The organism is Streptomyces sp. Edi2 (genome assembly GCF_040253635.1).
Lineage (GTDB): Bacteria > Actinomycetota > Actinomycetes > Streptomycetales > Streptomycetaceae > Streptomyces.
Genome location: NZ_JBEJGX010000003.1, coordinates 5159555 through 5181811, shown reverse-complemented (window position 1 = coordinate 5181811; position 22257 = coordinate 5159555). Strand labels below are relative to the sequence as shown.

Sequence of the window (22257 nt, the reverse complement as noted above, 5' to 3'; positions counted from 1 at the left end):
CACTCCATGCGGCGCGGGGGTCTTCCATCCGCTACGGGCGAACATCCGCACGCCACCGGACACCCCCTCGCGCCCCTCACCTGGGCACGTTGTGTATCCACACCTCCACTCAGCGTAACTTCCCGGGTCCACGGGAGTTGCACCGGGCATGGCTCGCGTGCTTCCACGCCCCCGCACTCCCCTCGCCCCCCGCGCCTCGGCTCACCGCCGGTACGAGGAGGAGCTGGGCTGGCCGACCACCGGCACGGAGCCGGTGGAACTGCTGACGGGGCTGCGCTTCGATGTCCTGGAGATGCCGGCCGATGCGGGAAGTGCCGTATTGCGGCGGCTACCGCGCACCGGCCCCGTGGCGCTCCTCCGGGCCCGATGCGGCGGGAAACCCCCGGGTGATCGGCCGAAATTGCTCATGCTCATCGCGGCCGGTGGCGCGGAAGAACTTCCGGGAATCCTGGAATGGCTGGAGTGGGGCACACTCGCAGCGGATCTCACGACCCGCGGGACGGGCGACCGGATGCCCGCGCCGGCGTTCCCGGGCGGCACGGCACCGTCATACGGATTTGGCTCTTGGGAGGCCGCGACGTGGGTGCGGCCTCCCCGGCCCGGGTACGAGGCGGAGAATTCCCTGCCCACCACGGGGTCGGGAGCAGGAATCGGGGACGGTGGAAGCGCCCCCGACCTCGTACGGCTCGTGAGCGCGGCAGCGACCGAGTGCCACCGTGCCCGGTTGTGGCGTGCTGGTAATGCCCAATCGGACCGCGAGTGCGGCGATCAGCCGTTGGCCTTCTCAAATGCCTCACGAATGTCGGCGGGGACGCGGCCACGGTCATTGACGTTGTAGCCGTTCTCCTTGGCCCAGGCGCGGATCTTCGCAGTGTCCTGGCTGCCACCGGAAGCCGCCGCACGCGACTTGCCACGGCCCGAAGAAGCGCGGCCACCGGTACGGCGCCCTGCCTTCACGAAGTCGGCAAGCGAGTCGCGCAGCTTCTGGGCGTTGCTGTCGGAGAGGTCGATCTCGTAGGACTTGCCGTCGAGAGCGAACGTCACCGTCTCGTCCGCCTCGCCACCGTTGAGGTCATCGACAAGAAGAACCTGAACCTTCTGTGCCACCGGTTTCCCTTTCATCGAATGCGGATTACGACGGAAAGCAAACCGCTTTTCCGGGAAAAACACAAACCCTTGGGTAGGGTTCACTTGCCCGCAGACCGGGGAACGCATGCTTCCGCAGCCATGAGATAGGGGAGCGATTCGGACATAGAACACCCATCACAGGTGCAGAAGCATCCGGCTGTTACCCAGGGTGTTGGGCTTCACTCGTTCGAGACCCAGGAACTCCGCAACGCCCTCGTCATAGGAACGCAGCAGCTCACTGTAGACATCACCGTCTACCGGAGCTTCGCCGATCTCCACGAAGCCGTGCTTGGTGAAGAAGTCGACTTCGAAGGTGAGACAGAAAATGCGCCGCACTCCGAGCCAGCTCGCCGTGCGCAGCAGCTTGTCCAGCACTTGGTGGCCGACGCCCGATCCCTTCAGCCGCGGATCCACGGCCAGGGTACGGACCTCCGCGAGGTCTTCCCACATGACGTGGAGCGCTCCGCAGCCGACGACCTCGGCGTCTTCGTCGCGCTCCGCCACCCAGAACTCCTGGATGTCCTCGTAAAGCGTGACGGTGGCTTTGTCGAGCAGGATCCCGTCACGTGAGTAGCTGTCGATGAGGCGGCGTACGGCCGGCACATCGGCGGTCCTGGCACGGCGGACGGTGAGGCCTTTTGAATGCGGAGGCATGCGGGGACGCTATCGCCCGTTGCCGGTGGCACTCGCCCCGGGTTCATCCCCTTCGGCCGGTCCGGCTTCGCCGGCGCCTTCCGGTGCCGCTTGAGCTCCTTGTGCTCCGCCTTCTTCCGCGGGCTCTTCCGCGGGCGCGGTCTCTTCCGGCTGTTGTGCCTGTTGTTCCGCGTCTTCCGCCGGTGCGTCGACTTGCACCATCCGTACGGCATCCCGCAGGGCGTGCCGCTGTTCCGGGGACATCATGCCGAAGAAGGCCACAAGAGCGGCTGCGGGGTTGTCACTGGCGGACCATGCTTCGTTCATCAGTGCGGCCGCGTAGGCGGCGCGAGTGGAGACCGCCTCATATCGATAGGCGCGGCCTTCGGCTTCGCGGCGCACCCAGCCCTTCTGGTGGAGGTTGTCCAATACGGTCATGACCGTGGTGTAGGCGATCGACCGTTCCTTCTGCAGATCTTCCAGGACTTCTCGAACGGTGACCGGGCGGTTCCACTCCCAGACCCGCGTCATGACCGCGTCTTCCAGATCACCCAAGCGTCTCGGCACACAAGAACAATAGTGGGAGATGTCGCGAATGCCCGTTGATCTTGTTGCGTTTGGGCCGGAAATGGGGGCACGGCCCGGGAGAATCCCTCCCGGGCCGTGCGGTGCGTGCGGGCCGCCGCAAGGGCGGCGGGCGGCTCAGGCGCCGTGCGCCGTGGGCTGCTGGCCGGCGGACTCGGCGCGGGACAGCACGGCGTCCACGGCGGCGTCCTCCTTGGCCTTGTTCTCCCCGCCCTGGCTCTTGACGATCGTCACGATCAGGGCGGTGAAGGCCACGGCCATCACTACGGGCGGGAGCAGCGCTGCGACGTAATCCATGGCTTTCGGCCTCCTTTGGGGCGGGGAGTCCAGAGTACGCAGCGCTCAGGCGGTGCGGCTCTCGGGGGGCGGGGCGGGCCTGCGGCGGGGCGGGAACACCTCGCCCGGTGTGGGGATCGGCCGGTCCCGCTGCGGAGTCTTCGGCTGCGGCGGCGGCGCGGGCTCCGGTTTGCGCTCCGGCTCGGGCTCCCGCTCGGGCTCCGGCTCCCGTCCGCAGCGGGCCGCCGACCGGCCGCCCGGCAGTGCACGGAGCCGGGTGCGCACGGACTGTTCGGCCAGCCGCTCGCAGTGCCGCAGGAGGACCCCGCGGCGTTCGCGCTCGGCCCGGCCGACGGGGCGTGCGGCCAGCGAGCGCAGTGCGGCGAGGTCGTCGGGACCGGGGACATGGCCGGCTGCCAGCGCCTCGGTCAGCTGCGCGAGGTAGCCGACGGCCGAGCCGGGCAGGGCTTCGCGGTACCGGGCGAGGTCGGCGAGCAGGAAGGCACGCAGCCGGCCGCCTTCGCGGACCGCCTCGTCGACCGCCTCGGCCAGCCGGAGATATTCCTGGATGTCCTGTGACCACTCGGTGCCGGGGGCGCCGAGCGGAGCGGGGTGGGACGTCGTCTGCAGGGCATGGGCGAGGGCGCGACGGAGCACACGCAACTCATCGGCGCTGAACGCCATGCCGCCGCGGGTTCCGTTTGGCATTGGCATGTGGCGACTTTACGACCGATTTCGACAAAAGCCGCTTATTCGTGAACGGTGGCGCGGCAGCGAGCCGCACCATCGCGCACCCGGCACCGGGGAGGGGTCCGCGGGCCGGGCGAGGCGCGTCCACCACCGGGCCCGGCGCGGCTACGACCGGGCGATGTTCCGCTCGTAGACCAGCCGGAGGCCGATGAGGGTGAGCCACGGCTCGTGCGCGTCGATCACCGACGACTCACCGAGCACCATCGGCGCCAGCCCGCCGGTGGCGATCACGGTCACCTCGTCCGGGTCCTCGGCCAGCTCGCGCGCCATCCGCTGCACCACACCGTCGACCTGGCCGGTGAAGCCGTAGAGGATGCCGGACTGCATGGCCTCGACGGTGTTCTTGCCGATGACGCTGCGCGGGCGGGCCAGTTCGATCTTGCGGAGCTGGGCGCCCTTGACGCCCAGCGCGTCCACGGAGATCTCGATGCCCGGAGCGATCACGCCGCCGACGTACTCGCCGCGGGCGCTGACCGCGTCGAAGGTGGTGGCCGTGCCGAAGTCGACGACCACCGCCGGGCCACCGTAGAGCTCGACGGCCGCCAGGGCGTTGATGATCCGGTCGGCGCCGACCTCCTTCGGGTTGTCCATCAGGATCGGCACGCCCGTCTTGACGCCCGGCTCCACCAGGACGGCGGGTACGTCGCCGTAGTAGCGGCGGGTCACCTCGCGCAGCTCGTGCAGCACCGAGGGGACCGTGGAGCAGATGGAGATGCCCTCGATGCCGTCGCCCAGCTCGTCGCCGAGCAGCGGGTGCATGCCCATCAGGCCCTGGAGGAGGACGGCGAGCTCGTCGGCGGTGCGCCGGGCGTCGGTGGAGATCCGCCAGTGCTCGACGATCTCCTCGCCGTCGAAGAGGCCGAGAACGGTGTGGGTGTTTCCTACGTCGATGGTCAGGAGCATGGCCGTCAGCTGCTCTCAGGTGCGTCGTCGTCCGCGCCCTCGGCACCCTGCCCGTCGTCCTCGCGCAGGTCGAGGCCGATGTCGAGGATCGGGGAGGAGTGCGTGAGCGCACCCACCGCCAGGTAGTCGACGCCGGTCTCGGCGTAGGTGCGGGCGTTGTCCAGGGTCAGCCGGCCCGACGCCTCCAGCAGGGCGCGCCCGGCGACCAGCTCCACGGCCTCCCGGGTCTGCTCCGGAGTGAAGTTGTCCAGCAGGATCAGGTCGGCGCCCTCGGCGAGGATCGGCGGGATCTGGTCGATCCGGTCGACCTCCACCTCGATCGGCACACCCGGGAACCCGTCCCGTACGGCCGTGAACGCCGCGGCGACGCCGCCCGCCGCGACCACGTGGTTGTCCTTGATCAGCGCCGCGTCCGACAGCGACATCCGGTGGTTGACGCCGCCACCGCAGCGCACCGCGAACTTCTCCAGGGCACGCAGCCCCGGCGTCGTCTTACGGGTGTCGCGGACCTTCGTCCTGGTCCCTTCGAGCACATCGGCCCAGGCCCGGGTCGTGGTCGCGATGCCCGACAGACGGCACAGGATGTTCAGCGCACTGCGCTCGGCGGTGAGCAGATCGCGGGTGCGGGTGGTGACGCTCAGCAGCGGGGTGCCGGCCGCGACCCGGTCGCCGTCCTCGACGTGCCGCTCGACCGCGAACTCGTCGGTGCACACGATGGACAGCACCGCCTCGGCGATCCGCAGTCCGGCGACCGTACCGGCCTCGCGGGCCGTGAAGTCGCCGGTGGCGACCGCGTCCTCGGGGACGGTGGCCACGGTCGTGACGTCCACGCCCTGGTCGAGGTCTTCCTCGATGGCGAGGTGCGCGAGGTCTTCGACCTGTACGGGGTCGAGCCCGGCGGCCACCAGGAGGGCGGCCAGGTCGGGGTCGAGGCCGCAGGTCAGCGGGTCGAGCTCGTACGCGCCCTCGTCACCGCCGCAGCCGCAGGCGTCGCCGCAGCCACCGGCCGAGGCGCCGCCGGTGGGCCCGCCGATCTGGAGGAGGGGGAGGTCGTCGCGGGTGCTGCTCACGGGCTGGGCTCCGTCTTCGTGGAAAGTCATCAGCGAGTCGGTGGATCGGTGGAGCGATGGATCGGTGAAGCTGTCGAGCTGTGGATCGTGGAGCGGTGGTCAGGGGGCCGTGGTCGGCGGGAAGGCGGCGGTTGCCGTCGTATGGAGGGTCAGCGCGCGGTCCTCATCCAGGGTGATGCGGAAGTGCCGGCGCCAGGAGGCATCGTCCCGGTCCGGGTGGTCCTCGCGCCAATGGCAGCCGCGGGTCTCCGTACGGCGCTGTGCCGCGGCGACCAGCACCCGGGCGACGCACAGGAGGTTGGTGGCCTCCCAGGCCTCCACGCCGGGCTCGGGGGACTTGTGGGTGGTGTCGGCGCTCGCCTCCGCCGCCTCGCGGTGCAGGCGGTCCAGTTCGGCGGCGGCGCGGGCGAGGCTCCCGGCGCTGCGCAGCACGCCGGCTCCGGCGGTCATGATCCGCTGCACGGCGGTACGGGTCTCGGGGGCGAGGAGGGGGAGGGTGGTGCGCGGCGCGGATGCCGGGGTGGATGCCGGTGTGAGATCCGTGGCGGGCGCCGGGGCGGGATCCGAGGCGCGCGCCGTCGCGGGGCCTTCGGCGATGTCGGCGGCGATCCGTTCCGCGAAGACCAGGCCCTCCAGAAGGGAGTTGGAGGCGAGCCGGTTGGCGCCGTGCACGCCGGTGCAGGCGACCTCGCCGCAGGCGTAGAGGCCCGGGACCGTGGTGCGCCCGCGCAGGTCGGTGCGTACGCCGCCGGAGGCGTAATGCGCGGCCGGGGCGACCGGTATCGGCTCGGTGACCGGGTCGATGCCGTGGCTGCGGCAGGCCGCGAGGATGGTCGGGAAACGCGTCTCCCACATCTGCGCGCCGAAGTGCCGGCCGTCCAAATACATGTGCTCGACGCCCTGTTCGTGCGTCCGGCGCATGATCGCCTTGGCGACGATGTCGCGCGGCGCCAGCTCGGCGAGTTCATGCTGGCCGACCATGAAGCGGGTGCCGTCGGCGTCGACGAGGTGTGCGCCCTCGCCCCGTACGGCCTCGGAGATCAGCGGCTGCTGGCCTTCCGCATCCGGGCCCAAATACAGGGGGGTGGGGTGGAATTGGACGAATTCCAGGTCGGAGACCTCCGCGCCGGCGCGGAGCGCCAGGGCCACCCCGTCGCCGGTGGAGACCGCCGGGTTGGTGGTCGCGGAGAAGACCTGCCCCATGCCCCCGGTGGCGAGTACCACCGCCGGGGCGTGTACGGCGCCGACGCCGTCGTGCTGGCCCTCCCCCATGACGTGCAGGGTGACGCCTGACGTGTGGCCGTCGGCGTCCGTGAGCAGGTCGAGGACGAGTGCGTTCTCGATGGTCCGCAGTCCGGCGGCACGGACCGCCCCGACGAGCGCGCGGGAGATCTCGGCCCCGGTGGCGTCACCGCCGGCGTGCGCGATACGGCGGCGGTGGTGGCCGCCTTCGCGGGTGAGCGCTATCTCGTCGCTGTCCGGTGCGGTGTCGAAGCGGGCGCCGGTGCGGATCAGCCGGTGGACGGCGTCCGGGCCCTCGGTGACCAGGGTCCGTACGGCCGCCTCGTCGCACAGTCCGGCGCCTGCCACGAGGGTGTCGGCCAGGTGCTGCTCCGGGGTGTCGCCGTCGCCCAGAGCCGCCGCGATACCGCCCTGCGCCCAGCGCGTGGAGCCGTCGTCCAGGCGGGCCTTGGTGACGACGACGGTGCGGCGGCCGGCCGCGGCGCAGCGGAGCGCGGCGGTCAGCCCCGCCACTCCCGAGCCCACGACCACGACATCCGCTTCGATGGACCAGCCGGGAGCGGGGGCCTTCAGACGTATGCCGGTGCCCGGTACGGGGCCGCGGCCGGGGCCGGTGCCTGCTCCGCTGTCAGTGCCGGTGCCTGTTCCGGTGGCGGTCATCGGGTCGCTCCGAGGGGGCCTTGGGGGGTGGTGGGGGGTGCGGCGGCTTCGACGGGTGCGGTGGACGTGGTCGCGTCCGTGGTGGTGGCGTCCCGCGTCGCGCCGCCGTGGTGGGCGGCCGTTGCCTCCGGTCGTCCGGCTCGGAAGACGAGACGGATGTTGTCGATGAGCCGGGTGCTGCCGACCTTGGCGGCGACCGCGAGGATCGCCTCGCCCTCGTACGCATCCGGGATCTCGGTGAAATCGGACGGGTCGACCAGGGCCAGGTAGTCCAGCGTGAGCGGTGGGTCGAGCCGGGCAGCGTCGTCCAGCACCGCGCGGGCCGCTGCGCGCGCCACGGAGGGGCCATGCAGGGGGCCGGCGGCGGCGTAGGCGACGGCGTGCGCGTCGGCGGCTGCCCGGTCCTCGCCGAGGGCGGCCAGGGCGGCAGAACGGTGCTGGGCCGCGTGGCCCACGGAGGCGGCGCGGGCGCGCAGCGCCTCCTCGGCGGCGAGCCGGTCGCGGGCCGCGAACAGCGCCGCCGACAGCGCGAGCGCGGTGCTCCGCTCCGGGGCCGAGAGGTAACGGTTGCGGCTGGAGAGGGCGAGGCCGTCCTCCTCGCGCACCGTGGGGACGCCGACGATCTCCACAGGGAAGTTGAGGTCGGCGGCCATCCGGGTGATGACCGCGAGCTGCTGGGCGTCCTTCTGACCGTAGAAGGCGAGGTCCGGCGCGGTCAGGTGCAGCAGCTTGGCGACCACGGTCAGTACGCCGTCGAAGTGGCCCGGGCGGCTGGCGCCCTCCAGGAGGGTGCCCATGGGGCCCGCAGCGATCCGGATCTCCGGTTCTCCGCCGGGGTAGACCTCGTCGACGGACGGGGCGAAGACCGCGTCCGCGCCCGCCGCGGCGGCCAGTTCGGCATCCGCGTCGAGAGTGCGCGGATAGCGGTCCAGGTCCTCCCCGGCGCCGAACTGCAGCGGGTTGACGAAGACCGTGACGACGACCTGGCCCCGCGGACCGACCCGGCGGCGGGCGGCGCGGATCAAGGTGGCGTGGCCCTCGTGCAGTGCGCCCATGGTCATGACGACGGCGCGCGCGCCGGCGCGGCGGGGCACGTCGCGGAGGGCGGCGGCGGTGTGGACGAGGTGGACGGGGTGGCGCGCGTCCACGGGCGGGGCGGCGGGGTGGCGCGCGTCGGCGGAGCGGTCCTGGCTTGCGTCCATGGGCTGGTCCGGGTCCGGAATCTGCGGCGCGGAGGTCATCGGTCGTCCCCCTCGGGGCCGTGGTCGGGGGCATCGGGGCCGTGGTCGGGGGTGCCGGGGCCGTGGTCGGGGGCGTCGGGGCCGTCAGGGTCCGGGCCGGGCCCCTCGGCGGCTTCCGGGCCGGTTGCGTCGGAAGCGGAGGTGCCCGGTGCTGCGGAGCTGCCCCGTGCCCGCCCGGTGCCGTCGCCGGAGTCGGCGAGCACATCGAGGAGGTCAGCGGCCAGTTCCGGCTTCAGCAGGCCGTGGTCCAGGGCCCGGTCCGCGGTCGTACGGGCCATGGCGACGTACCCGGCAACGCTCTGCGGCGCATGCCGGCGCAGCTCCGCGATATGGGCGGCGACCGTGCCCGCGTCCCCCCGGGCGACGGGGCCGGTCAGCGCCGCGTCACCGGAGCGCAGCGCATTGTCCAGGGCGGCGCCGAGCAGGGGCCCCAGCATCCGGTCCGGGGCCTGCACACCCGCGTCGTGCAGCAGCTCCATCGACTGGGCCACGAGCGTGACCAGGTGGTTCGCGCCGATGGCAAGCGCCGCGTGATAGAGCGGACGCGCCGATTCCGCAATCCACTCGGGTTCCCCGCCCATCTCGATGACCAGCGCTTCGGCGGCCATCCGCAGCTCGTCGGGCGAGGTCACCCCGAACGAGCAGCCGGCCAGCCGCTGGACGTCCACGGACGTTCCGGTGAACGTCATGGCCGGATGCAGGGCCAGGGGAAGGGCGCCGGCCCGGGTGGCCGGGTCCAGCACCGCGGTTCCGTACCGGCCCGAGGTGTGCACCAGCAGCTGGCCGGGCCGTACGGCGCCGGTCTCGGCGAGGCCGCTCACCAGGTCGGCCAGGGCGTCGTCGGGGACGGTCAGCAGCACGAGGTCGGCGCGGGCCAGCACCTCGGCGGGGGTGACCAGCGGGACATCGGGCAGCAGCTCGGCGGCGCGGCGTACGGAGGCGTCGGAGACGCCCGACACGGCAACCGGACGATGCCCTGCGAGCTGCAGTGAAGCGGCGAGGGCGGGCCCGACACGGCCCGCGCCGACGACTCCGACGGTCAGCCGGGCGGGGCGGTCCTGGGCCTCGGTGGGTGGCATTGCATTCACGCGGCGATGGCCTTCCGTTCCAGTCCGCGGGGGGTACCGGACGATTCCTCGCCATGCTACGCGAGTGTTTCCGGCGGCCTTCAGAGCTGTACGGAAGGTGAGACGGGGGTCTCTCACGAGGTTATCCACAGGGGTCGCGGCTTCGCGCGGGTCTGAGTGATGCTCGGTGCAGTGCCGCGCGGAGGAGTGGCAGAAGCGCGGCAGAGGCGTGGCGGCTGCGTGGCCGCGGGCCGCGAGAGAAACAGCAGCCAAGAGAAGCAGCAGCCAGGGGGGCACATGCAACACATGAGGCACACAGGGGAAGCAGGCTCAGGCGTCACGGACGCAGGCGTCCCAGGCGCGGGCGGCACGGACGCAAGCGTCACGGGCGGCCCTCCAGCGGAGGAGGGGACCGCGACCGCGTCAGCCGCGCTCGCGCGGCGGCTGGCCGCCTACCGCGGCGCGGAGCGGATGCTGACGGGGAACGCTTTCCTGGAGACGGTCCGCGAGCGGCTGGACCGCCTGGTGGCCGAGGCTCCGGCCGTCTACGACCTGGACAGCCGGCCCGATATCTACGGCGACGACGGCAGCATCGTCGGCGAGCTGGAACGCCGGACGGCCGAGACCCTGGGCACCGAGGCCGCCGCCTTCTTCCCGACCGGCACGATGGCCCAGCAGGTGGCGCTGCGCTGCTGGGCGGGGCGTACGGGCAATGCCACGGTCGCCGGACATCGTCTGTCGCATCTGGAGATGCATGAGCGCGACGCCTGTGCGGTGGTCAGCGGGCTGCGCATGGTGCATCCGACGGACGCGCCGCGGCTGCCGACCGCCGCGGAGGTGTCCGATCTGGCGGAGCCCTTCGGAACCCTTGCGCTGGAACTCCCGCTCCGCGATGCCGGTTTCGTACTGCCGTCCTGGGACGAGCTGACCGCGGTGGTGGCGGCGGCACGGGAGCGGGATTCGGTGGTGCACTTCGACGGCGCGCGGCTGTGGGAGTGCGGCCCGCACTTCGGACGTACGCTCCCGGAGATCACGGACCTCGCGGACAGCGTGTATGTCTCCTTCTACAAGACGCTGGGCGGCATATCGGGCGCGGCGCTCGCGGGCAGCGAGGACTTCATCGAGGAGGCACGGACCTGGCGGCACCGGTACGGCGGCAATCTCTTCCAGCAGTGGCCTGCCGCGCTGGCCGCCCTGACCGGCCTGGAGCGTGAGCTGCCACGGCTGCCGGAGTACGTGGCCCAGGCCCGGATCGTGGCCCGCGCGCTGGGCGAGGGCCTGGACGGGGCCGGTGTCCCGTGGTTCAGGGTGCACCCGGAGGTGCCGCACACCCATCAGTTCCAGGTGTGGCTGCCGCACCCGCCCGCGCTGCTCGACGAGGCCGGCCTACGCCAGGCGGAGGAGACCGGGACGGTGCTGTTCCAGAGGTGGTTCGAGCCCGCCCCGGCAGGGCCGCCCGGGGTGGCGGTGACCGAGGTGACCGCCTCCGCCTCCGCCCTGGGCTGGACGGCGGACGAGGTGCGGGCGGCAGTCAGGGAGTTCGTGGCGTTCGTGAGCCGGGTCGGGGGGTGAGGCGGCGCAGCAAGGCGGTGAGGCCCGACCACCCGCCCCGCCTCACACGTCCGCGAAGACGGCTGCCGGGGTCCGTGACGACGGCTTGGAAGCGGCGCCACTGCTGGATCTCGCGTGCGGTGCGGACGGTGTGGGTGCCCGGGGCGGGCGGGGCTGCTTCGCCTCGCCGGGCGGCGCGGTAGGTGTCGAGGAGGTGCTGCTGAGCGGCGTTCATGTCCCTCACTGTGGGGCGGTCCGGTGGCCGGTGGCCCGTCGATTGACGGGAGCCGTCAATCGACGTCCGTGCAGGTGGTGGCCTCGCGCATGATGGGCGCATGGCCAACGTCATCGACATCACCGGGCTGCCGCCGGAGCGCGTCGTCTTCTCCCCTTCGCCGCTGGCGGAGCTGGGCGCCGCGCTGCATGCGCTCTCCGAGCCGGGTCACCACCCCGGGCTGCACGGCTGGGTCACCGCCACCAACGCGGCGCTGAAGCCCGACCTGGCCGACCGGCTGTGCGAGGCGGACTTCCTGTGGCGGTCCTCCCGTGCCGACATCCTGCTGCCGGCCCGTCCCGGGGCCACCCTGGCCGCGGAGCTGGACGAGCTGGACGCCATCGACGACGAGCGGTTCGTGGCCGCCGCGTTCGAGATCACCTGCTCGGCGCGCTACACCCGCCCCACGCCCTCGCCCCTCGTCGATGCGGACGAACGGGTGCGGGTACGGGAGATGGTCGCCGCACGCGGCCCGCGGCAGGCGGCCTTCACCGACCGGATGCTCACCGACCCCGACGGCCTGCGGGTGTGGCTGCGCCGTCTGTTCGAGGACTGCGAGGAGGCGTTCTTCGGGGACATCTGGCGGCGGGTGGGCATCCAGTTGGCGGCGGATGCCCGGCACAAGACCGAGCTGCTGCGCCACAAGGGCCTGGCCGAGACGCTGTCCGCGACGTCGCAGGCGTTGTCCCTGGAGAGTGCGCAGGACGGCAGCGGCGGCACCCGCATCCTGGTCGACAAGCTGGCCCGGGGGCGTACGACGGCCTTCGCCCGTCCCGCTGACCCGGGCGTCACCTTCCTGCCGACGTCGTTCGGCTGGCCGCATCTGGTGTTCGGCCACGCCCCGGGCTGGCGCCCCGTGCTCCAGTACCCGGTCGCCGACCCGGAGTTGCCGGCGCCGGCCGCGCTGGAACTCGTCCAGCAGCGGCTGGAGGCACTGGGCCACCCGATGCGGATGCAGCTGTGCCGGACGCTGTCACGGGGGCCGCATACGACGGGAGAGCTGGCGCACGCCTTCGGGATCACCTCGCCGGAGGTCTCGCGGCATATCGCCACACTGAAGAAGGCCGGGCTGATCCAGACGCGGCGTCGCGGGCGCTATGTGCTGCACCAGCTGGACCTCCAGGTGGTGGCCCGGCTGGGCAGCGACTTCCTTGAGGGCGTGCTGCGTTGACGGCGGTCCGGCCGGAGGAGGCCCGAGCGCGCTGGGGCTCCTCCTCCGCCCTCACGCGCCCCTACTCCCCCGCCACGCCCTGCTACGCCCCCGTTCCCCCCGCCCGTACCAGCCCCGTCTCATAGGCGAGTACCACCGCCTGGACCCGGTCCCGCAGGCCCAACTTGGCGAGGATGCGGCCCACATGGGTTTTGACCGTGGCCTCCGAGAGCACCAGCCGTGCCGCGATCTCTCCGTTGGACAGTCCCTGGGCGACCAGCAGCAGCACCTCCCGCTCGCGCTCCGTCAGCCGCTCCAGCTCGGGCCGGACGGGCTCTGCGGACGTGGCGGGCAGCATGGGGGTGAAGCGGTCGAGGAGCCGGCGGGTGGTGGACGGGGCGACGACCGCGTCGCCGCTCTCCACCGCCCGGATCGCGGCGAGCAGGTCAGCGGGCGGGACGTCCTTGAGCATGAAGCCGCTGGCGCCGGCCTTCAGCGCGGAGAAGGCATATTCGTCGAGGTCGAAGGTGGTCAGGATGAGGACCTTCGGAGCCCCCTCCTTCTGCCCGCCCTCGCAGATCCGGCGGGTGGCCTCCACCCCGTCCAGATGCGGCATCCGTACGTCCATGAGGATCACGTCGACCTGGGTGGCGCGCAGCACCTCCAGGGCTTCCACGCCGTTGCCCGCCTCCGCGACGACCTCCATGTCGGGCTGTGCGGCCAGCACCATCCGGAACCCGGTGCGCAGCAGCACCTGGTCATCGACGAGCATCACACGGATGGTCATGTGCAGGGGGTCCTTTCGTACAGGAGTGGGGCCGAGCGTACGGGGTGAAGTGCAGCGGGCCGGATTCCCGGGTGAGTTCGCCGGGCCGGCGGGCCGGCCGCGGCAGCGGCCCGGTCACCCCGCTCACCGCACCGCTTCCGGTCACCCCGCTCACCGCACCGGCTTGAGCGGCAGGACGGCGCTGACCCGGAAGCCGCCCCCCGGCCGCGGTCCGGCAGCCAGGGTGCCGCCGACCATGCCGACCCGCTCGCGCATCCCGATCAGGCCGTGGCCGAGGCCGTCCTCCCCGCCTTCTTCGTAGAGCTCGCGCTGGGCGCCCCGTCCGTCGTCCTCGATGAGCAGATCGAGATCGTCGTCCTGGTAGGAGAGGCGGACGGTCGCGCCGACGGCGGGGCCGCCGTGTTTGCGGGTGTTGGTGAGCGCTTCCTGGACGATGCGGTACGCGGTGAGTTCGACGCTGCTGGGCAGCTCGCGCGGCTCGCCCTCGACCTGGAAGTCGACCGGCAGCCCTGCGCCCCGCACCTGCTCCATGAGGTCGCTGAGCTGGTCCACGCCCGGCTGGGGGCCGTATTCGCCGCCCTCGGACTTTTCGCCGGTGCGCAGCACGCCCAGCAGCCGGCGCATCTCGGACAGCGCCTGGCGCCCGGTGCCGGAGATCGTCTCCAGGGCCTGCCGGGTCTGCTCCGGCGCGGCATCGAGGACGTAAGCGGCGCCGTCGGCCTGGACGACCATCACCGAGACGTTGTGGGCGACGACATCGTGGAGCTCCCGGGCGATCCGGGCGCGCTCGGCCGCGACCGCGATCCGGGACTGTGCCTCGCGCTCCTTCTCCAGCCGGGCGGCCTTCTCCTCCAGTTGCGCCCAGTAGGCGCGGCGGGTGCGCATGGAATCGCCCAGCACCCAGGCGAGGACAAAGGGCACGGTGAGCAGCGCGGTGGCGAGCAGGTCCTGCTTGATCGTATGGCTGCCGAGCATTTGATTGAAGCGCACGGCGGAGAGAGCGGGGCCGAGCAGGGCACCGGTGAGGGCGCAGCGGGAGGCCCAGCGCGGGACGGCGGGTGCGGACGCGACGGTGTAGGCGATCACGAACATCGCGAAGTCGGCGGGCAGGAACGGGACGCCGAAGATCAGTTGGCCGACGCCGATGGCTGCCGTCAGCAGCAGCATTTTCACGGGGATCTTGCGGCGCAGCGCGACGACGAGGCACAGGCCGACCGTGAAGATCGCCATGGGAATCTGCGCGCCCCTTGTGGGCCCGCCCAAGACCGTCAGGCTGCTGAACCCGAGCAGGAGGACGGCCCAGAAGGTGTCCACTCCCGTCGGGTGCCTGCGGAGGAAGTCATAGAGGCGCTGCACGTAACCCAGCGTAGGCACCACGCATACGTGTACGAGTCAACCGGAGGAGCGATCCTGTGCGCCGGGCCTACTCCCCAAGGTGGAGACTCCATGCGCCAAATGTGTGGGAAGGGGGGACAGGCCGCGTACCACCCCGTCCGCGCGGGGCGGCGCCCGCCCGTACCGTGGGGCGGGTGACGAACGAGTGGTGCGGGTGGCGCGAGGCCACGGAACGGGCGCTGTACGGCCCCGGCGACGGCTTCTACACGCGCCCCGGGGGCCCCGGTCCGGCCGGCCATTTCCGTACCTCCGTGCACGCCTCTCCCCTGTACGCCGGCGCCGTCGCCACCCTCCTGCGCCGGGTGGACGCCGCGCTGGGCCGTCCGGACGAGCTGGCTCTGGTCGATGTGGGCGCGGGGCGCGGCGAGCTGCTGACCGGTGTGCTCGCCGCGCTGCCCGACGAAGTGGCCGCGCGGGTGCGCCCGTGCGCCGTCGAGCGCGCCGCGCGCCCCCCGGGCCTCGATCCGCGGATCGTCTGGCGCAGCGAGCTGCCCGCCCCCGGCTCGGTCACCGGCCTGCTGTTCGCGAACGAATGGCTCGACAATGTGCCGGTGGATGTCGTCGAGACGGATGCGGACGGGGTGCCGCGCCGGGTGCTCGTCCGCGCCGACGGCACGGAGCGGCTGGGCGAGCCGGTGGACGGCGCGGACGCGGAGTGGCTGGGCCGGTGGTGGCCGCCCCTGCCGCCCCCGCCCGCCCCGGATGCCGCCGCCTCCCCCGGGCTGCGTGCCGAGATCGGCCGGCCCCGGGACGAGGCCTGGGCGCAGGCCGTCCGTACGCTGCACGCCGGGCTCGCCGTCGCCGTCGACTATGCACACGAGAGGGGCGACCGACCGCTCTTCGGGACGCTCACCGGCTTCCGCGACGGCCGCGAGGTGGCGCCCGTACCGGACGGGAGCTGCGACATCACGGCACATGTGGCGCTGGACGCCTGCGCCGGGCCGTCGGCGCAGCGGCTGACCCAGCGCGCGGCGCTGGGCGCCCTGGGGGTGGACGGCCGGCGTCCCCCGCTCGCCCTGGCCGCCACCGACCCCTCCGGCTACGTACGGGCCCTGAGCGCGGCCGGGGCAGCGGCGGAGCTGACCGATCCGGCGGGCCTCGGCGGCTTCGGATGGCTCCTGGAGCCGGTGGGCGAGGCGTGCGCGGGCCTGCTCGGGGTGCCGGACGCCGCCTGAGGGCCCCGAGGGCCAGGGCGGCTCCCGCGACGGGGTGCTGCAAGACTGTTCCCATGACGGAGACGACGGTCGGCATCGGCGGCGCGGCGGAGAGCACCGACATGGTGCTGAACATCGGCCCGCAGCACCCCTCGACGCACGGCGTGCTGCGGCTGCGCCTCGTCCTGGACGGCGAGCGCATCCAGCACGCCGAGCCGGTGATCGGCTATATGCACCGCGGCGCCGAAAAGCTCTTCGAGGCGCGCGACTACCGCCAGATCATCATGCTCGCCAACCGGCACGACTGGCTGTCGGCGTTCTCCAACGAGCTGGGCGTGGTGCTGGCCGTCGAGCGGATGCTGGGCATGGAGGTGCCGGAGCGCGCCGTCTGGCTGCGGACGCTGCTCGCCGAGCTGAACCGGGTGCTGAACCATCTGATGTTCCTGGGCTCGTACCCCCTGGAGCTCGGCGGCATCACCCCCGTCTTCCACGCCTTCCGTGAGCGGGAGGAGCTCCAGACCGTCATGGAGGAGATCTCCGGCGGCCGGATGCACTACATGTTCAACCGCGTCGGCGGCCTCAAGGAGGACATGCCGGCGGGCTGGCTCGGCCGGGCCCGGCACGCCGTCGCCGAGGTGCGCTCCCGGATGGACGTCTTCGACAACCTGGTCCTGGGCAACGAGATCTTCCGTGGCCGCACCCGCGGGGTCGGTGTGCTCGCGCCGGAGATCGTGCACGGGTACGGCGTCTCCGGGCCGATCGCCCGGGCCTCCGGTGTGGACTTCGACCTGCGGCGCGACGAGCCGTATCTGGCGTACGGGGAGCTGCAGTCCACGCTCAAGGTCGTCACCCGTGAGGAGGGCGACTGCCTGGCCCGCTTCGAGTGCCTGCTGGAGCAGAGCCACAACGCGCTCGATCTCGCCGATGCCTGCCTGGACCGGATCGCGGAACTGGCGCCGGGGCCGGTCAATCAGCGGCTGCCGAAGGTGCTGAAGGCTCCCGAGGGCGCGACCTACGCCTGGACCGAGAACCCCCTGGGCATCAACGGCTACTACCTCGTCTCCAAGGGCGACAAGACCCCCTACCGCCTCAAGCTGCGCTCGGCGTCGTTCAACAACATCCAGGCGCTGGTGGAGCTGCTGCCGGGCACCCTGGTCGCCGATATGGTCGCCATTCTCGGCTCGTTCTTCTTCGTGGTCGGGGACATCGACAAGTAGGCGGGACGGCCGCCCCTGCGCCCCGCTCGTCACGGCCGGCTCGGGCCTGCCGGAAAACGCCCGGCCCCGGAGCCGGTGAAGGCTCCGGGGCCGGGCGGTGGCCGGCTCAGGGTCAGGAGATGGCGCTGCGCAGTGCGCCGAAGTCGAACTGCTCGGTCTCGTCGTGCGCGGTCAGGTCGATGACCTCGCCGGTGCCCGCGGTCGTGGCGCCGTCGGTCCGCTCGTCCGCGCGCTCGCCGTCCGCCTGCCGCTCGTCGCGGGAGCGCCCGTCGCGGGGGTGCCCGTCGCCGGTGCGGCCGTCACGGGGGTGCTCGCCGTCGGCCGCGGCGCCCTCCGCGGACGGCTGCGGACGGGCGTCCGTACGGGCCGCGCGGGCCGTGCGCGCCCGCGCACGGGCCGACTGTTCGGCCAGGGCCTCGTCGCCGACGACATCCGCCAGATCGTCCTCCAGCGGCGCGGTCAGCTCCCGGGGGCCGGAAGCGGTCGCGTTGCCGAAGAAGTCGAAGCCGCCCTGCGCGCGCGATACGGCGGGGCGGGACGGGGCGAGGGCGGCGGCGGTGGCCGGGACCGGGCGGAGCGCGGGTCCGGAGGCGGCGGCCGTACGGGCTGGTGCGTCGCCCGTGCGCTGTGCGGCGGCCGCCGACGGGTTCCCCCGGCCGCTCTCACCGTCCTGGCCGTCCCCGGCATCGCGGGCCGCGGGCGGCCCGGGCCGGGTGGCCCCTTCGGAACCGGAACCGGAACCGGCACCCGCGCCGTCCCGCGCCAGGCGCGCGGCCTGCTGGGCGGTGCGCTGCCGGGCAGCGTTACGGGCCAGTTGACGCAGCGCCCGGTCGGCCTGGGCGAAGGTCGCGGTGGCCCGAGCCGGGGCCGGGGATGCGGCCGGGGCCTGGCCGTCCCCGTTCGCGGCGGGCTCGCGCCGGACCGGGACGGAAACCGTGGGGGTCTGCCCGGTGCGGACGAAGTCGAGAGCGCGGGGCAGACCGGCGGCCGGCAGCTCCTTGGCCGGGGCGGCGGCCTCGATGGCGAGCAGCCGACGGCCCTCCAGCGCGCTGGCCCGCTCGGTCTCGGCGGTGGCGTAACGGCGCAGCAGGGCGGCGTGTTCGCTGCGCAGCCGGGCCAACTCGGCACGCTTGGCACGGAGTTTGGCGTCCATGGCAGCGCGGAGCTCGCGGGATTCCTCCACATCCGTTTCGAGCTCGGCGATCCGCTCCTCGGTGCGCCACTCGTCGCGCACCCGGGCGCGGTCCAGTTCGGCGACCCGTCGGCCGGCCTTACGGTCCCAGGTCCGCATAAGGACGGCGCCGGTGAGGGCGGCGGCGGCCGCGCCCGCGGCGAGCACCCGTTGCACCAGATCGTCGCCGGCAAACCACGCGCCCGCGGCGCAGGCTATTGACGCACCGGCGACCGTCGCGGGAGGAAGCAGCCGGTGGAGGGGTGGTGATTGGCGGTGGCGTCCTCGTGGCATGGCCAGAAACTTACCGTGCGTGCGGGACGTATGGGGCCCCGCACACGAATCCGTTTCCCGCTGGTTACTTCCTGACCAGACCGCCGGACTCCCCATAAGTCTGTGCAACATCCGCGGTCTTGAGCTGTCAGCCGCCGGCCTCACACCGACGCATCGGCCCCGCCGTTGCCGTTGCCGTCGTCCTCCGGCAGCTTGCACACCCGCTCCAGGAAGATCGCCGCGGCGACCACCGCCACCCCGGCGGCCACCGACAGGCCGGCGTAGATCGCCTGGTCCCTGCGCGCCGCGGCATCGAGGCCGGTGGTCAGCAAGAAGACGCCCACGCCGCCGTACAGCCCCGCGACCAGCGACGCCACCAGCGCACTCGCCTGGCCGAAGACCACCGCGCGGGCGGCCACCAGCGGATCGACGCCCTTGGCGCCCGGCCGGCGCTCGCGCTGTGCGCGCAGCCGGGCCCGGAGCGCGAGCGCGGTGGCGGCGAGCACCGCGGCGATCAGCGCCAGCACGATCGGCGCGGCCACCGGAACGCTGGGGAGGGTGCCGAGGGAGTCCCACAGCCGGGCGCCTCCCCATGCCAGCACCCCGGCCGCCAGAAACAGCCCGACCAGCACCTTGATGTGTAGCTGCTTCACCGAGCGATCGCCCCTCGCGCCGTCATGACCATCCCTGCCGAGGCGACCATTCCTGCCACTATGGCCGCCTTGTCCGTCCCGTACGCATGCATCCCGCAGGGAACCGACCCGCAACCCTAACGGCTACTCCGGCAGCCGCAGTTCCAGGTCCGCCCGCGGCGCCACCCCGTCACGGCCGACGGCCGACAGCAGCGCGGCCACCGCACCATGCCCCGGAACCTCCGCCTCCGGTTCGATGTCGTGCCAGGGCGCCAGCACGAACGCCCGCTCATGGGCGCGCGGGTGCGGCAGCGTCAGCCGCGGGTCGTCGGAGAGCACATCCTGGTACGCCACGATGTCGACGTCGATCGTGCGCGGGCCCCACTGCTCATCGCGGACCCGCTCGAAGGCCTCCTCGATCGCATGCCCGCGCTCCAGGAGGGAGGCCGGTGGCAGCGTCGTCTTGATCAGCACCACCGCGTTGAAGTACGTCGGCTGGGAGCCCGGGGCCACCCCCCACGGCTCGGTCTCGTAGACCGGGGAGACCGCCTTGACCCGCAGGCCAGGGGTGTCCTCCAGCGCGTCGACGGCGCCCTGCAGCGTCTCCAGGCGGTTGCCGAGGTTGCTGCCGAGCGAGATCACGGCGCGTTTGGGGTTGGAGAGCGTCACATCCGCGGCGTCCACCTGCTCCACGACGGAGGCGGGCACCGGCTGTACGGTCGGGTCACCGGGCTGGGGGCGCCGCACGGCGGTGCCATCAGAGGTGGTGGTCGGCTGACGGGCGGAATTCATACTCGGCTCCGAGTGATGGTGATGGTCACGTCATCGAAGGGGACGGTGATGGGCGCGTCCGGCTTGTGCACCACCACCTCCACCTCCTGCACGCCCTCGTGCTTGAGGCACTGGCCGGCGATGCGCTCCGCCAGGGTCTCGATGAGGTCAACGGGCTCGCCCTGCACGACGGCCACCACCTCCTCGGCCACAACGCCGTAGTGCACGGTCTTCGCGAGATCGTCACTGGCCGCTGCCGGGCGGGTGTCCAGGCCGAGCACCACATCGACGATGAAGGTCTGCCCTTCCTCGCGCTCCCGGGGGAACACCCCGTGGTGGCCCCGGGCCTTCAGCCCACGCAGCGCGACACGATCCACGCGAATCACTCCCACTGGTCCACGGCACCTCTGGCGCCACTGTTCGTCGGATTCCGGGCAGCCGCCGGAGCGATCCGGCAACACTGCCCCGGCGTCGAATCTACCTTCGAGGAACGACAGTCCTCGCCTACGGGGGCTATGGACAAGACCCGGCCCTGCTGCTAGAAGCCGCCCATCGGGACAGCATCCGGCAAACCGGGAGATCGTCCGCGCGGCCTCTTACCCCCCTGCCCACGCCCCACCCCTACCCGTGCCGCACTTGGCTCGAACGGGTGCGCCCTCGCCCAGATGGCTGACCCCCACCGATGACGACGGGCAGGCCGCCGCCCGGGACGCAAGGGCGGGCGGCATGGCGAGGCTCACACCCCGTCCGCTCCCGGATCGCGTCCCCCCGGGCGCACCGACCGGACACCGGGACGCACCATCCAAGGGGACACCCGGGCGCACCACCCGGAGCCCCCGGCGCGCCCCTGGCAGCAGCCTCAGAGGGCGTCCTCGTCCCCGTCGCCGGCTCCTCCGGCCTCGTCGTCCTCGTCCTCCTCGTCGCGGTCGGCCAGCACCGGCGAGCCGTGGTGCGACCACACCCGCCAGCCGTCCTCCGTCCGCCGGAAGACATTGGTCGCCACGACCAGCTGGCCGATCAGCGGCCCCACCGAGCCGTCGTCCTCGGCGGGCCCGCCGCTGAGGATGTTCTCGGTGCAGGTCACCAGCGCGGTGTCACCAACGACATCGATCTCCACATCGGTGAGGAAGAACTGGATGTACTCGGTGTTCGCCATGATCAGGGCGTACGAGCGCAGCACCTCGCCGCGCCCCCGCAGCACCGGCCACCCGGGGTGGACCACACTCACCTGACCGTCCAGCCACAGCTCGGACAGCGCCTCGTGATCGCCGCGCTCGATGGTCTCGTACAGCGTGGTGTTCGCCTGCTCGACCAGCTCGATGTCCGTCCGTGGGCCCAAGCCGCTCACACCGTTCCCGTCGTGTTCGCCGTCGTGTCGCTCATCTCACCCGCACCGGCCGCACCGGCCGTTTCGCCACGCCCGGCCGCCGCCGCGTCCTCCACGGCACGGGCCACCCGTACCGCGTCCGCGCTCGCCCTGACCTCGTGCACCCGCACCGCCCAGGCCCCCTCTCGCGCCACGATCGCCGACACCGCCGCCGTCGCGGCGTCCCGCTCCCGGGCCGGCGGTGGGGCAGCTCCCTCGTCCCCTGCCAGGACCCTGCCCAGGAACCGTTTCCTCGATGCCGCCACCAGCAGCGGACGGCCCAGCGCCCGCAGCCGCGCGAGCCCGGCGACCAGCGCGAGATCGTGCTCCGCGTTCTTGGCGAAGCCCAGGCCGGGGTCGATGACGATCCGGTCCGGATCGATCCCGCCGGTCACCGCGCGCTCCATGCTCCGGGCGAGTTCGCCGACGACCTCAGCGACCACGTCCCCGTAGACGGCGCGGTTGTTCATGTCGATGGACCGGCCCCGCCAGTGCATCACCACGAACGGGACGTGGTGGGTGGCCACCACGGGCACCATCGCCGGGTCGGCGGCGCCCCCGCTGACGTCGTTGACCAGGCGTGCCCCGGCCTCCACGGCCTGTTCGGCGACCGAAGCGCGCATGGTGTCGACGGAGACCACGACACCGGCGGCGGCAAGCTCCCGGACGACCGGGACGACCCGGCGCAGCTCCTCGGCCTCGTCCACCCGCGCCGCGCCCGGCCGGGTCGACTCGCCGCCCACGTCCACCATGTCGGCGCCCTGCGCCACCAGGTCGAGACCGTGTTTGACGGCGAGTTCGGTATCGAACCAGTCACCGCCGTCGGAGAACGAATCGGGCGTCACATTGACGACGCCCATCACCGCGCAGCGTTCCCAGTCCGGCAGTCCGGCCACCCGGCCACGCAAGGTACTCATGGCACCAGCCTAGGCCGTGTGCCGACCGGCCGGATTGCTGCCGT

At 72.6% G+C, this 22257-nt stretch carries 23 protein-coding genes; 5 read left to right on the top strand and 18 right to left on the bottom strand.

Annotated features, from left to right (window positions below; all coding sequences use genetic code 11):
* Positions 1 to 148: 148 nt before the first annotated feature.
* The gene (locus tag ABR737_RS26170) at positions 149 to 838 is read left to right on the top strand and encodes an SCO3374 family protein (RefSeq protein WP_350252733.1); all 690 of its coding nucleotides are present in this window, start codon (positions 149 to 151) and stop codon (positions 836 to 838) included.
* Here the strand turns inward: ABR737_RS26170 and ABR737_RS26165 are convergent.
* The 10 genes from ABR737_RS26165 to ABR737_RS26120 all read right to left on the bottom strand — a co-directional run bounded on the left by ABR737_RS26165 (position 769) and on the right by ABR737_RS26120 (position 9576).
* A complete protein-coding gene (locus ABR737_RS26165) occupies positions 769 to 1107 on the bottom strand; it encodes a histone-like nucleoid-structuring protein Lsr2 (RefSeq protein ID WP_328391183.1) in 339 nt (112 codons plus the stop codon). The genes ABR737_RS26170 and ABR737_RS26165 overlap by 70 nt on opposite strands.
* A 156-nt stretch (positions 1108 to 1263) precedes the next feature.
* A complete protein-coding gene (locus ABR737_RS26160) occupies positions 1264 to 1782 on the bottom strand; it encodes an amino-acid N-acetyltransferase (protein ID WP_159471520.1) in 519 nt (172 codons plus the stop codon).
* 9 nt (positions 1783 to 1791) lie between these two features.
* Positions 1792 to 2328 carry a BlaI/MecI/CopY family transcriptional regulator gene (locus ABR737_RS26155; RefSeq protein WP_350252731.1) on the bottom strand — a complete coding sequence of 179 codons (537 nt, stop codon included), beginning with the start codon at positions 2326 to 2328 and terminating at the stop codon, positions 1792 to 1794.
* Between the two features lie 135 nt (positions 2329 to 2463).
* Positions 2464 to 2643 carry a hypothetical protein gene (locus tag ABR737_RS26150; RefSeq protein WP_350252729.1) on the bottom strand — a complete coding sequence of 60 codons (180 nt, stop codon included), beginning with the start codon at positions 2641 to 2643 and terminating at the stop codon, positions 2464 to 2466.
* 45 nt (positions 2644 to 2688) lie between these two features.
* Positions 2689 to 3306: a hypothetical protein gene (locus ABR737_RS26145; RefSeq protein ID WP_350256925.1), complete on the bottom strand. Its 618-nt coding sequence runs from the start codon at positions 3304 to 3306 to the stop codon at positions 2689 to 2691.
* A 171-nt stretch (positions 3307 to 3477) separates the two neighbouring features.
* Positions 3478 to 4275: a type III pantothenate kinase gene (locus ABR737_RS26140; protein ID WP_350252728.1), complete on the bottom strand. Its 798-nt coding sequence runs from the start codon at positions 4273 to 4275 to the stop codon at positions 3478 to 3480.
* A gap of 5 nt (positions 4276 to 4280) precedes the next feature.
* Positions 4281 to 5375 carry a carboxylating nicotinate-nucleotide diphosphorylase gene (gene nadC / locus ABR737_RS26135; RefSeq protein ID WP_502964377.1) on the bottom strand — a complete coding sequence of 365 codons (1095 nt, stop codon included), beginning with the start codon at positions 5373 to 5375 and terminating at the stop codon, positions 4281 to 4283.
* Between the two features lie 69 nt (positions 5376 to 5444).
* On the bottom strand, positions 5445 to 7247 hold the full coding sequence (locus ABR737_RS26130; RefSeq protein WP_350252726.1) for an L-aspartate oxidase: 1803 nt from the start codon (positions 7245 to 7247) through the stop codon (positions 5445 to 5447).
* Complete coding sequence (panC, locus tag ABR737_RS26125; RefSeq protein WP_350252724.1) at positions 7244 to 8488, bottom strand: pantoate--beta-alanine ligase; 1245 nt, start codon at positions 8486 to 8488, stop codon at positions 7244 to 7246. Before panC ends, ABR737_RS26130 begins: the two co-directional genes overlap by 4 nt.
* Positions 8485 to 9576 (bottom strand): Rossmann-like and DUF2520 domain-containing protein, encoded by a 1092-nt coding sequence (locus ABR737_RS26120; protein WP_502964376.1) that lies wholly within the window; start codon positions 9574 to 9576, stop codon positions 8485 to 8487. Before ABR737_RS26120 ends, panC begins: the two co-directional genes overlap by 4 nt.
* 285 nt (positions 9577 to 9861) lie before the next feature.
* Here ABR737_RS26120 and ABR737_RS26115 point away from each other — a divergent pair, with 285 nt between their 5' ends.
* Both ABR737_RS26115 and ABR737_RS26110 read left to right on the top strand, forming a co-directional pair.
* On the top strand, positions 9862 to 11127 hold the full coding sequence (locus tag ABR737_RS26115; protein WP_502964375.1) for a threonine aldolase family protein: 1266 nt from the start codon (positions 9862 to 9864) through the stop codon (positions 11125 to 11127).
* Between the two features lie 314 nt (positions 11128 to 11441).
* Positions 11442 to 12551: a DUF5937 family protein gene (locus ABR737_RS26110; RefSeq protein WP_350252723.1), complete on the top strand. Its 1110-nt coding sequence runs from the start codon at positions 11442 to 11444 to the stop codon at positions 12549 to 12551.
* Positions 12552 to 12633: 82 nt separating this feature from the next.
* Here ABR737_RS26110 and ABR737_RS26105 read toward each other — a convergent pair whose 3' ends face one another.
* Both ABR737_RS26105 and ABR737_RS26100 read right to left on the bottom strand, forming a co-directional pair.
* On the bottom strand, positions 12634 to 13317 hold the full coding sequence (locus ABR737_RS26105; RefSeq protein ID WP_350252722.1) for a response regulator: 684 nt from the start codon (positions 13315 to 13317) through the stop codon (positions 12634 to 12636).
* Positions 13318 to 13467: 150 nt separating this feature from the next.
* Positions 13468 to 14673: a sensor histidine kinase gene (locus ABR737_RS26100; RefSeq protein WP_350252721.1), complete on the bottom strand. Its 1206-nt coding sequence runs from the start codon at positions 14671 to 14673 to the stop codon at positions 13468 to 13470.
* 173 nt (positions 14674 to 14846) lie between these two features.
* Here ABR737_RS26100 and ABR737_RS26095 point away from each other — a divergent pair, with 173 nt between their 5' ends.
* A complete protein-coding gene (locus ABR737_RS26095; protein WP_350252720.1) occupies positions 14847 to 15887 on the top strand; it encodes an SAM-dependent methyltransferase in 1041 nt (346 codons plus the stop codon).
* A 53-nt stretch (positions 15888 to 15940) separates the two neighbouring features.
* Positions 15941 to 17083, top strand: coding sequence for an NADH-quinone oxidoreductase subunit D (locus ABR737_RS26090; protein ID WP_350252718.1), 1143 nt, complete (start codon positions 15941 to 15943; stop codon positions 17081 to 17083).
* Between the two features lie 112 nt (positions 17084 to 17195).
* Here ABR737_RS26090 and ABR737_RS26085 read toward each other — a convergent pair whose 3' ends face one another.
* The 6 genes from ABR737_RS26085 to folP all read right to left on the bottom strand — a co-directional run bounded on the left by ABR737_RS26085 (position 17196) and on the right by folP (position 22213).
* Positions 17196 to 18548: a hypothetical protein gene (locus tag ABR737_RS26085; RefSeq protein ID WP_350252716.1), complete on the bottom strand. Its 1353-nt coding sequence runs from the start codon at positions 18546 to 18548 to the stop codon at positions 17196 to 17198.
* A 140-nt stretch (positions 18549 to 18688) separates the two neighbouring features.
* On the bottom strand, positions 18689 to 19180 hold the full coding sequence (locus tag ABR737_RS26080; RefSeq protein ID WP_350252714.1) for a DUF3180 domain-containing protein: 492 nt from the start codon (positions 19178 to 19180) through the stop codon (positions 18689 to 18691).
* A 123-nt stretch (positions 19181 to 19303) separates the two neighbouring features.
* Positions 19304 to 19951 (bottom strand): 2-amino-4-hydroxy-6-hydroxymethyldihydropteridine diphosphokinase, encoded by a 648-nt coding sequence (gene folK, locus ABR737_RS26075; RefSeq protein ID WP_350252712.1) that lies wholly within the window; start codon positions 19949 to 19951, stop codon positions 19304 to 19306.
* Positions 19948 to 20307 (bottom strand): dihydroneopterin aldolase, encoded by a 360-nt coding sequence (folB, locus tag ABR737_RS26070; RefSeq protein ID WP_350252710.1) that lies wholly within the window; start codon positions 20305 to 20307, stop codon positions 19948 to 19950. Before folB ends, folK begins: the two co-directional genes overlap by 4 nt.
* Positions 20308 to 20789: 482 nt before the next feature.
* Positions 20790 to 21269 carry a nuclear transport factor 2 family protein gene (locus ABR737_RS26065; protein WP_129294924.1) on the bottom strand — a complete coding sequence of 160 codons (480 nt, stop codon included), beginning with the start codon at positions 21267 to 21269 and terminating at the stop codon, positions 20790 to 20792.
* Positions 21270 to 21274: 5 nt separating this feature from the next.
* On the bottom strand, positions 21275 to 22213 hold the full coding sequence (gene folP / locus ABR737_RS26060; protein WP_350252708.1) for a dihydropteroate synthase: 939 nt from the start codon (positions 22211 to 22213) through the stop codon (positions 21275 to 21277).
* Positions 22214 to 22257: the final 44 nt, after the last annotated feature.